This is a genomic window from Saccharopolyspora sp. NPDC000359, from assembly GCF_040300525.1.
Classification (GTDB): Bacteria; Actinomycetota; Actinomycetes; order Mycobacteriales; family Pseudonocardiaceae; genus Saccharopolyspora.
This window is the reverse complement of sequence record NZ_JBEPDU010000009.1, coordinates 1-11468: the sequence shown is the minus strand read 5'-3', so window position 1 is coordinate 11468 and position 11468 is coordinate 1. Positions and strand designations below refer to the sequence as shown.

The 11468-nt window shown below is 71.1% G+C and carries 5 protein-coding genes and 1 rRNA gene; 5 read left to right on the top strand and 1 reads right to left on the bottom strand.

What is annotated here, in order from left to right; translation table 11 throughout:
• Positions 1-351: 351 nt before the first annotated feature.
• A complete protein-coding gene (locus ABT324_RS08370; RefSeq protein ID WP_351173732.1) occupies positions 352-2097 on the bottom strand; it encodes an NAD+ synthase in 1746 nt (581 codons plus the stop codon).
• Between the two features lie 83 nt (positions 2098-2180).
• Here ABT324_RS08370 and ABT324_RS08365 point away from each other — a divergent pair, with 83 nt between their 5' ends.
• The 5 genes from ABT324_RS08365 to ABT324_RS08345 all read left to right on the top strand — a co-directional run.
• Positions 2181-3764, top strand: coding sequence for an alpha/beta hydrolase (locus tag ABT324_RS08365; RefSeq protein WP_351173729.1), 1584 nt, complete (start codon positions 2181-2183; stop codon positions 3762-3764).
• Between the two features lie 105 nt (positions 3765-3869).
• A complete protein-coding gene (locus tag ABT324_RS08360; RefSeq protein ID WP_351173726.1) occupies positions 3870-5480 on the top strand; it encodes an SLC13 family permease in 1611 nt (536 codons plus the stop codon).
• Positions 5481-5536: 56 nt separating this feature from the next.
• Positions 5537-6880 (top strand): type I glutamate--ammonia ligase, encoded by a 1344-nt coding sequence (glnA, locus tag ABT324_RS08355; protein ID WP_351173723.1) that lies wholly within the window; start codon positions 5537-5539, stop codon positions 6878-6880.
• 177 nt (positions 6881-7057) lie between these two features.
• Positions 7058-10720 (top strand): FkbM family methyltransferase, encoded by a 3663-nt coding sequence (locus ABT324_RS08350; protein WP_351173720.1) that lies wholly within the window; start codon positions 7058-7060, stop codon positions 10718-10720.
• A gap of 575 nt (positions 10721-11295) precedes the next feature.
• Positions 11296-11468, top strand: a 16S ribosomal RNA gene (locus ABT324_RS08345); the annotation flags it as partial.

Below are 11468 nucleotides of genomic sequence, written 5' to 3'. Positions count from 1 at the left end.
GCGAACGGGTGCGCCAGCGGACCACGCGGCGCGCGCCCGGGAACCCGGGCCGGCAGCTCGGAGTCCTCCGCCCACAGCACCACCTGTCCGTCCACAGTGCACAAAGCGTGCACGGCCCACACCGGATCTTCCTCCTTCGGTCGCCACACCCCGGGTGGTGGCAACTCCAATGGAAATCGCACATCCATTGAAGTCGCACGACCACCCAACACGCCCCGGCGTGTCCGGCACCAACACGCCCCCGGTCCGCAGTTTCAATTGAAACTGCGATCCGCCGTGGGGCAGAACCGCAGTTTCAATTGAAACTGCGCCACCGCACGACGTGGCGCCGCACCTGGGCGACGGGTGTCGTCACGGCGCGACTTCGCGCCAGCGGTTGGTCAGCGGCAGGCGCCGGTCCCGGCCGAACGCCTTGAACGTGATCTTGGTCCCCGGCGGGTACTGCCGCCGCTTGTACTCCGACCGGTCCACCATCTGCAGCACCCGCTCGACCAGCTCGGCGTCGAAGCCCTCGGCGATCAGGTCCGCGTAGCTCCGGTCGCCCTCGACGTAGCCGTCCAGCACCACGTCCAGCACGTCGTACTCGGGTAGCGAGTCCTGGTCCACCTGGCCCGGCCGCAGCTCCGCCGACGGCGGCTTGGTGATCGAGTTCTCCGGGATCGGTGGCACCTCCCCGCGCTTCTCGGCGTCCGCGTTGCGCCACTTCGCCAGCTTCCACACCAGCGTCTTCGGCACGTCCTTGATCGGCGCGAAGGCGCCCACCGCGTCGCCGTAGATGGTCGAGTAGCCCACCGCCAGCTCGGTCTTGTTCCCGGTCGCCAGCACCAGGTGCCCGCGCTGGTTGGACAGCGCCATCAGCAGCATCCCGCGGGCGCGCGCCTGCACGTTCTCCTCGGCCAGCCCGGTCAACCCCAGCTGCCGCACGTACACCTCGACCATGTCGGCGATCGGCTGCACCTCGAAGTGGCACCCGATGCGTTCGGCCAGCTCGGCGGCGTCGGACCGGGAGTGCTCGGAGGAGTAGGTCGACGGCATCGAGACGCCGTGCACCGAGTCCGCGCCGAGCGCGTCGGCGGCCAGCGCCGCGACCACCGCCGAGTCGATGCCGCCGGAGAAGCCGAAGGTCACCGAGCGGAAGCCGTTCTTGTGCACGTAGTCCCGCAGCCCGGTGACCAGCGCGCCCCACACCTCGGCCTCGTCGTCCAGCGGCTCGGCCGGGGGAGCGGTCGGCAGCGGTTCGTAGCTCGGCAGCGGCTGGGGCTGCAGCACGATCCGCTGCACGTCGAAGGCGGGCAGCCGCATCGGCCCCGGCTCGCTGGTGACCGTGGTCGAGGTGTACCCGCCCGCGGTCAGCTCCAGGTCCTGCAGCAGGAGGTGCTCGGCGAACTGCGGGGCCCGCGAGGTGATATCGCCGTCCACCGCGGCGATCATCGAGTCGCCGTCGAAGACCAGCTCGTCCTGCGCGCCGACCAGGTTCACGTAGGCCACCGGCGCACCGGCCTCGGCCGCCCGCCGCACGACCAGCGGGGTGCGGAGGTCGTCCTTGGCGCGCTCGTAGGGCGAGCCGTTGAGGCAGACCACGAGGTCCACCCCGACCTGGCCGAGCGCGGCCACCGGCCCGCCGTTCTGCCAGATGTCCTCGCAGATGACCACGCCGACGTCCAGCCCGTGGAACCGCACGATCGGCAGGTCGTAGCCGGTCGCGAAGTAGCGGGCCTCGTCGAACACGCCGTAGTTCGGCAGGTGGTGCTTGTGGTAGGTCGCGACGACCTCGCCGCCGTGGAGCAGCGACGCGGAGTTTCGCGGTCCCTGGTCGTCGCGGCCGAGGTGCCCGACGATCACCAGCGCGTCACCGCACCCGGCGTCCTGCAGTCGGCGGGCGAGCTGCTCGACCTCGGCGAGGTTGGCCGCCGCGAACGACTTGCGCAGCGCGAGGTCCTCGACCGGGTAGCCGGAGAGCACCATCTCGGGAAACGCCACCAGGTGGGCGCCCTCGTGCACCGCGCGGCGGGTCCACTCCAGGACCATCAAACTGTTCCCGGCGATGTCGCCGACGCATGCGTTGACCTGTGCGAGTGCGATGCGCAACTGGGGCATGCCCCCATCTTCGCGCACCCGACCGGGCGGTGTCGTCCCGCCCGGCGCGACTCACACCGGCCCGTGCATGTCACGATCCAGTGGTGAACCGCCTACTGACCGTGCTCTCCGCGCTCGCCGTGCTGGGCGCCGCCGCGTGCAGCCTGCCGGGGCAGGAGCCACCGCAGCTGCAGCCGCACACCGATCAGAAGGGGCCGGTCGGACCCGTTCCACCGGGTCTCGAGCGGTACTACGGGCAGGCCCTGGCCTGGGGGCCGTGCGCGCCCTACGCCCGGACCGAGAGCGACCGCGCCTCCTACGCCAACCCGGGCCTGGAGTGCGCGCGCCTGGAGGTACCGCTGGACTACGCCGCGCCGCAGGGCCAGGTGATCACCCTCGGCGTGCTGCGCAGCCCGGCCACCGACCAGCCGCAGAAGATCGGGTCGCTGCTGCTCAACCCGGGTGGCCCTGGGGCGTCCGGGATGAGCACGGCGGCAAGCCTGGCCGGGTCGGTGCGCAACTCCGCGCTGGGGGAGCGGTTCGACCTGATCGGCTTCGACCCGCGCGGCATCGGCGCCTCCGAACCGGCGGTGCGCTGCCTGACCGACCAGGAGCGTGACGCCCAGCGGCTGGACTCCGACGCGGACACCTCGCCGAGCGGGGTCGCGGAGACCGAGCAGGAGGAGCGCGACTACGCGGCCAAGTGCGCCGAGCGCACCGGCACCGAGCTGCTGGCCAACGTCGGCACCCGCGAGGTGGCCCGCGACATGGACGTGCTCCGCTCGGCGCTCGGCGACGAGAAGCTCAACTACGTCGGCTACTCCTACGGCACCCGGATCGGCGCCGAGTACGCCGAGCAGTTCCCGGGCAACGTGCGGGCGATGGTGCTCGACGGGGCGATCGACCCCGGCCAGTCGGCCATCGACCAGCTGGTGGCCCAGGGCGCCGGGTTCCAGCGCGCCTTCGACGACTTCGCGGTGTGGTGCGCGGCCCGCCAGCAGTGCTCGCTGGGCCACGACCCGAAGGCGGCGGTCGCGCAGTTCCAGCAGATCACCCGCCCGCTGGTGGAGGACCCGGTGCGGGCGGGCAACGGCCGCGAGCTGTCCTACGCCGACGCCACGATGGGGGCGATCCAGGCGCTGTACGCGCCCAGCCTCTGGGAACAGCTGGACAGCGGGCTCGCCGAGCTGCGCCAGGGCACCGGCCAGACCCTGCTCGCGCTCGCGGACAGCTACTTCAGCCGCGACCAGACCGGTCGCTACGCCAACACCAACGACGCCTTCGACGCGGTGCACTGCGTCGACGACCAGCGCGTCGTGGACCCGGAGCAGCGCCGCGAGGCCGACCGCCGCTACCGCGAGGCGGCGCCGTTCCTCGACGACGGCAACCCGCCGAGCGCGGCGCGGGACATGTGCGCCTTCTGGCCGGTCCCGGTCACCGGCGACCCGACCGAGCCCGAGGTGGGGGCGCTGCCGCCGACGCTGGTGATCTCGACGACCGGCGACCCGGCGACGCCCTACGACGCGGGCGTCAAGCTGGCCGAGGCGTTGCACGGTGAGCTGCTCACCTACGAGGGCACCCAGCACACGGTGTTCCTGCAGGGGATCAGCTGCGTCGACGACGCGGCCACGAAGTACCTGGTCGACCTGACCGTCCCCGCGAACGGCGCGCGCTGCGAGTCGAAGTGACCGGGGCGCCTCCCCGCCGGGGAGGTGCCTCCGCCGCGCACACCACCGCCAAGACAGCTGAACGGACTGTGGTGAACTGAATCACATTGCGCCTATCGTCTGGGAATGGACAAAGGGGACGGCGGGCGCGAACGAAGCGAGCAGGACGTCACGTCGGTGCTGCTGTCCGGCAGCACGTACCGGGGACTGGGCGAACAGGTCCTCTCCGCGGCTGAGGAGCGGTTCGAGCGGGCTCGTCGCACGACCGGGCTGTTCCTGGCCCCGGCGCTGGCGGTCCTCTTCCTGCTGCTGCCCACCCAGCTCGAACCGGCCCAGCACAAGCTCGCCGCCGTGCTCCTCGGCGTCATCGTGCTGTGGGTCTGCGAGCCGGTGCCGATCCCGGTCGGCGGGCTCATCGGTGTCGGAGCGGTCGTGGTCCTCGGCGTCCTGCCGCCCGACGACGTGCTCGCGCCGTTCGGGTCCTCGACCGTGTTCACCTTCATCGGGGCGTTCATCCTCGCCCAGGCGATGCTGCGGCACGGCCTGGCCAGGCGCTTCGCGTTCCGCATCCTGTCGCTGCCCGGGGTCGGCCGCAGCTCCGCGCGGGTGATCACCGCCTTCGGCGTGGTCACCTGCCTGCTGTCCGCGGTGGTGTCCAACACCGCGACCGTGGCGATGCTGCTGCCCACCGCCGTCGGCATCCTCGCGGTCATCGCCGAGCTGGTCCGCAAGCAGCTGCCCGAGGGCGCCCCGTTCGACCCGCTCCGGCTGCGGGTCGGCGTCGCCCTGATGCTGATGCTCGCCTACGGCGCCAGCGTCGGCGGTCTGCTCACCCCGATCGGCTCGCCGCCGAACCTGATCGGCCGCGGCCTGATCGAGGAGGCCACCGGCCAGCGCATCTCCTTCCTGCAGTGGATGGTCATGGCCGCGCCGATCTGCCTGCTGATGTTCGTGGTGCTGGCCGGGATCCTGCTGCTGCTCAACCGGCCCGAGATCAACAGGCTCTCCGGCGTCGAGGACTACGTCGCCGCCGAGCGCGCCAAGCTCGGCAAGCTCTCGCGGGCGGAGAAGAACACCCTGGTCGCCTTCGCCACCACCGTCGTGCTGTGGGTGACGCCGGGCGTGGTCGCGCTGGTCGCGGGCAACGACTCGGCGGCCTACGACCTGGTCAGCGACCGGCTCGACGAGGGCATCGTCGCGGTCCTCGGGGCCGCGCTGCTGTTCCTGCTGCCCGTCGACTGGTCCCAGCGCCGCTTCACGCTCACCTGGACCGAGGCCAGCCGCATCGACTGGGGCACGGTGGTGCTGTTCGGCACCGGCATCATCTTCGGCTCGCTGCTCGCCGAGACCGAGCTCGCCCAGACCATCGGCCGAGGTGCGGCCGCCGCGCTGGGCTTCTCCAGCACCATCGCGATCACCATCTTCGCCATCGCGCTGGCCGTGCTGATCTCCGAGACGACCTCGAACACCGCGTCCGCGGCTGTGGTGGTGCCGATCGTGATCCCGATCGCGGTCGCGGCCGGGGTCAACCCGTTCGTGCCCGCCCTGGCGGCCACCTTCGCGGCGTCCTTCGGGTTCATGCTGCCGGTCTCGACCCCGCAGAACGCGGTGGTCTACGGCTCGGGGGCGGTGCCGATCACCAAGATGATCCGCTCCGGCGCAGTCTTCGACGTGGCCGGCGCGGTGCTGATCGCGCTCGTCCTGCCACCGATGATCGCGCTCGTCGGGTTCGGGTAGTCCGAGGTTCACGGACCAGTTACGCGATTCGGCGCCCGAGCTCTTAGGCTGCGTGCATGAACCGCCAGCAGGAGTTCGTGCTCCGCACCTTGGAGGAACGTGACATCCGCTTCGTGCGGCTGTGGTTCACCGACGTCCTCGGCATGCTCAAGTCGGTGGCGATCTCGCCGGCCGAGCTCGAAGGTGCCTTCGCCGAGGGCATCGGGTTCGACGGCTCGGCCATCGAAGGGTTCGCCCGGATCTACGAGTCGGACATGGTCGCCAAGCCGGACCCGGCCACCTTCCAGGTGCTGCCCTGGGAGACCCCGGACGGCGAGCACTACTCGGCTCGGATGTTCTGCGACATCCACATGCCTGACGGCTCGCCGTGCTGGTCCGACCCGCGCCACGTGCTGCGCCGCACCCTGGCCCGCGCCACCGAGTCCGGCTTCACCTGCTACGTGCACCCCGAGATCGAGTTCTTCCTGCTCAAGAACCTGCCCGACGACGGTTCCGAACCGGTCCCGGCGGACTCCGGCGGTTACTTCGACCAGTCCAGCCACGACACCGCCCCGCACTTCCGGCGCAACGCCATCGAAACGCTGGAGGCGATGGGCATCTCGGTGGAGTTCAGCCACCACGAGGGCGCGCCCGGTCAGCAGGAGATCGACCTGCGCTACGCCGACGCGCTCACCATGGCCGACAACGTGATGACCTTCCGCTACGTGGTCAAGGAGGTCGCGATCACCCAGGGCGTGCGCGCCTCCTTCATGCCCAAGCCCTTCAGCGCGCAGCCCGGCTCCGGCATGCACACCCACTTCAGCCTCTTCGAGGGCGACCAGAACGCCTTCTACCACCCGGAGAACCCGTTCGAGCTCTCCGACATCGGCCGCGCGTTCGTGGCCGGGATCCTGCACCACGCGCGCGAGATCAGCGCGGTCACCAACCAGTGGGTCAACTCCTACAAGCGCCTGGTGGTCGGTGGCGAGGCCCCGACCGCGGTGTGCTGGGGCCACGCGAACCGGTCCGCCCTGGTCCGGGTGCCGATGTACTCGCCGGGCAAGGCGTCGTCCCGGCGCGTCGAGGTCCGCAACCTGGACTCGGCCTGCAACCCGTACCTGGCTTACGCGGTGATCCTGGCGGCGGGCCTGCGCGGCGTGGACAAGGGCTACGAGCTGCCGCCCGCCACCGAGGACGACGTGTGGAGCCTGACCGAGCGCGAGCGCAAGGCGGCCGGGTACGCCAACCTGCCGCAGAACCTCAGCGAGGCGCTGAGCGAGCTGGAGTCCTCCGAGCTGGTCGCCGAAACGCTCGGCGAGCACGTCTTCGACTTCTTCCTGCGCAACAAGCGCGAGGAGTGGAACTCCTACCGCAGCCATGTCACGCCCTACGAGCTCCGCACCCTCATGCCGATGCTCTGACGGGGCTCCGGGCCGCGGCACGACACGCCGGGGCGTGTCGGAACAGGGGCGGAGAGGTCGGGATCAGCCGTGGTCATCGCGCTGCCGGTTGGGGCGCGCGGGCCGAGTTCGCGGCAACTGCTGGGGCTGGTGGGGTTGGGCTTCTGAACGGTGCTCGAGTAGCGATAGGTTGCGCCCGTGACTGATTCGCAGGCGAAGCACGACCCGATCAGCTCCGGGAGCTCCGAGGAGACCTCCCTACAGTCCGGTGTGCTGGAGCAGTCGGCGGAGCTGTTCGAGCCGGAGTGGCCAGCGGAGACGCCGGAGGAACCGGTCGCGGGCACGGTGCTCGGGTGCACCCTGGCCTGCCCGGACCAGCTCCCGGCCGCCAGGGTCCTGCGGGACACCTTCCGCCACCACCACCCGGGCGCGCGGTTCGCGCTGCTGCTGGTGGACCAGCCAGGGCACGAGGAGGCGGACGCGCTGTCGGTCGCCGACATCGGCGTCGACCCGCAGGAGTTCGCCCGGCTGGCCACCGGCTGCACCGCCGAGCAGCTGCGCAACGTGCTGCGCCCGCGCTTCCTGCAGCACCTGCTCAAGACCGGTCACACGACGCTGTACTTCGAGCCGTCGGTGCAGGTCTTCGGCCGCTTCGACGACCTGCTCGCCGGCCTGACCCCGGACCGCCCGGTCGCCCTGGTGCCGCGCGTGCTCCGCCCGCTCGCGGTGGACGGCCTGCGCCCCAGCCCGGCCGACCTCGCCGAGTCCGGCACCTTCGACCCGAGCGTGTTCGCGGTCCGCCCGGGCGCCGAGCAACTGCTCGAGACCTGGGTGGAGCAGCTGCGCAGCGACCCGACGATGGTCACCCCGGTGCTCGACGACGCCCCGGCGCTGGTCGACCACAAGGTGATCCGCGATCCCGGCGTCGGCCTCTCGGTGTGGAACGCGGCCCAGCGCGAGCTCGCGACCACCGCCGACGGCAGGCACACCGTGGACGGCGCGGTGCTGCGCAGCGTGCACTTCGACGGCTTCCAACCGCAGCGGCCGTGGCTGCTGTCCACGACCTACGCCGACCGTCCGCGGGTCCTGCTGTCCGAGCACCAGGCGCTCGCCGGGCTGTGCGCTGGCTACCGGAACGCGCTGGTGGAGGCGGGGTACACCCGCGAGGAGCCGAACCCGTTCGACGCCCTGCCGGACGGCGCGGTGCTCCCGCCCACCCTGCGCGGCGAGTACCTCGCGGCCTGGCTCGACGGCCAAGCCCCGCCGAGCCCGTTCGAACCCGACGCCCTGCCGGAGTTCCAGGCGTGGGCCTGCGCCCCGGCCGACGACCAGCAGCGGGCCGCGGGTGGTTCCCGCTGGACAGCGGCGGTGTGGGCGGACGACCCGATCCTGCGCCGCGATTACCCGGACCCGTTCGGCGCGGACTCGGAAGCCTTCCACGAGTGGTGCGTCGGAGTCGGCGTGGCCAGCGGCCGCGTCCCGGCCGAGGCGGTGCACCGCCGCATCGACAACCGGGCGGCGCTGGTGGACCAGCTCGGGGTGGCGGTGCTGGGCGACGGACCACTGGCCGACCTGGTGCGGGACGCGGTCCGCGCCTCCGGCCTGCCGTCCGCGAACACCGCCTACTACCCGGTCGTCCTCCGCTGCGCCCCCGACCTGCCGGTCCCGGCGGGCAGGTACGTCATCGACGTGCACACCGGCTCGGTCGGCTCCGACGACGTCGCCGAGACCTGGGTGCTCTCCGAGAGCAGCCGCGCGGCGGCCCGCCGCAGCGGCGCGAAGACCAGGGTGGTCACGCTGCCCGCGCCCGAGCGGGAGCTGGTGGACCTGCCGACCCGCAAGGGCGCTCGCGCCCGGCTCGGGCTGTCCGACGAATTCGTGATCACCACCTGCGCCGACCACGCCACCGAGCGCGCGGACAACGCGCTTGGCGCGGTCAGCGCGTTCCTCACCGCCTTCCCGGAGCGCGACGACGTGCGCCTGCTCGTCGGCGTGGTCGGGGCTGGCGAGTTCCCCGAAGCCGCCGAGCGGCTGCGCCTGGCCACCGCTTCGGACCCGCGCATCCAGCTCATCGAGGACGACCCGGACCTCCGGACGCTGCTGTCCGCCGCCGACTGCTTCACCTCGCTGCACCGCGGCGGCGCGACCGACGACCACGTCCTGCGACTGCTGGAGGTCGCCGCCCACGGCATCCCGGTGATCGCCGGGGACCACGGCGCGGTCGCCGAGATCTTCGGCGCGGAAGCCGTCCGCCTCGTGCCCTGCCAGGGCCCGGGCGAACCCGACATCGACGCGGCCGCGGAACTGCTCCGCCAGGCCGCCGACGACCCCGACGCGACCGCCGCCTTCGGCGCCGCGGCGCGCGACAATTTGCTCGCCACGCACACCGTGGCCCGCGCCGGTGCCCGCCTGCGCGAACGCGTCGAGCACGCCTACCGGAACTGGCGCACGAAGTGGTCGGCGGACCGCCACGGCCAGTTCGACGACCCGCTGCGCCCCCTGCTGGTGGCCCGCCACGCGCTGCACCGTGCGCCCGACGCGGGCGTGAGCAGCCGCAACGCGATGGCCCCGGCCCTGCGCAAAGCGGTGCTCAAGGCGCTCAGCCACTACGACGAGCACATCCGCGACGTCATGCGTTCGGTGGTCGACGGCGTCGAGCAGACCGCGTCGGAACTCCTGCGCCGTCAGTACGAGGCGGACGGCGACGGCGACGTGGAGGCGATGCGCGCCCAGCTCGCCCAGTTCGCCCAACGCCAGGACCAGCTCGGAGCCCAGCTCATGGGCACCGATGACGGCGTGGTCCGCGCCCGCGCCGACCTGGCGGAACAGCACCGGCGGCTGCGCGAGCTCGAGAGTGGCTCGGCTGGCGACCACCGGGTCGACGCCCTCGCGGAGCGCCTGGACAGCCTGACCAGCGCGGTCGAGCGGATCCTCGACCGGATGGACGCGTTGGAGGAGCGCCAAGCCCCGGACCAGAACGTCGAAACGTCCGTGCGCGCGGCCTCCGCTGACGCCGCGCACGCCTTGCAGCGCACGGACGTCCTGCAGCGCATCCTGCTGCGCGAGCACGAGCGCAACACCGGGGCAGGGGACGGCACGACAACGCCGGTGCTCTGCGACGCGGGCCTGCTCCGCCTGCCCGCCGACGACAGCTTCATGCTCCCCTGGTTGTCCTCCCACCCGACCTGGGACTCCGACGTCTCCGCGCTGATCGACTCCCTGCTGGAGCCGGACGGCATCTTCCTGGACATCGGTGCCTACGTCGGCTACCAGACGGTGCGGGTGCTGAGCCGCCTCGGCAACAGCGGGGCGGTGGTGGCGGTCGAGCCCTGCCCCCGCAGCGCGGAGCTGCTCAAGCGCAACGTCGAGGTCAACGTCCCCGCGGCGTGGGGCCACCGCATGGTGCTCCTGGAGGGCGCGGCCTGGGACACCCCGTGCGCCATGACCTCGGAGCCGTCCCTGGCCGGGGGCCTGTCGGTGCAGCCAGCCGAGGACGGGGCGGAAGCGTCCGTGCGGGGCATCCGCCTGGACCGCGAGTTGGAGGGCCACGCGGGCCTGCAGGACTTGAAGCTGTCGGTGGTGCACGTCGACGTCGGCGCGCGGGTGCACCGGGTGCTCGGCGGCCTGGTCCGCCTGCTCCGCCGGGACCGTCCCTCGATCGTGTGCTCCTTCACACCGGACGCGATCAGCCAACTAGGTGACGACCCGGCTGCCGCGCTCCGCGAGTTCGGAACCTGGGGCTACGAGCTGGTCCCGGTCGGCCGGCCTCGCCCGGTGGGGGCGTCTGACCTGCTGGAAGCGATCAGCGCGGCCGGTTCGGGGAGCACCGTGAAGCTCTGGCTGCGACCGAAGCACAAGTGACCGCGATCGGCTGTCCGAGCGAAGTCAAGCGACTGACCAGGCGATTTGACATTGACTCTGCGTGTGCGTAACTTGTTCTTCGCCGCACGGAAAGCCGGACGGACCAGGACGCCGAGTCCTGGCGAGGACGGCAGCGGGAGCGCCCCGGAGGGCGGAGACGACCTCCGCGGAGCGCAGACCGGCCGGGGCGCGCGGTTTGACACCGCGAAGCGCACCGGGTAACGTAAAGCGGCCGCCAGGTAGCCGATGAGGAAACCAGGCGCGTTGATAACTCAAGCAGGGTCGATCTTCGGAGAGATCAGCGAGGGGCACCCCCCCCTGAAACCTCGAAAAAAGCACCTGCTAGAGTTACCGACACAAGAAAGCGGAAAGAAAATGCTCCCCGGAGCTTCGCGGCCCTGTGAGGGTTGTGGGTGATGGTGTGGGTGTGTTCTTTGAGAACTCAACAGCGGACTGTTTTGGTTAGTGTTCTTTTATGCCCCCGACCATTTCGGTGGTTGGTGGTTTCTTTGAGTATCACGCTCCGAACCCTGTGTGGTTTGTTGAGTGTGTGCTGGGATTGTTTCAACAAGGCATTGTTGGAGAGTTTGATCCTGGCTCAGGACGAACGCTGGCGGCGTGCTTAACACATGCAAGTCGAACGCTGAAGCACTTTCGGGTGTGGATGAGTGGCGAACGGGTGAGTAACACGTGGGTAATCTGCCCTGCACTTCGGGATAAGCCTTGGAAACGAGGTCTAATACCGGAT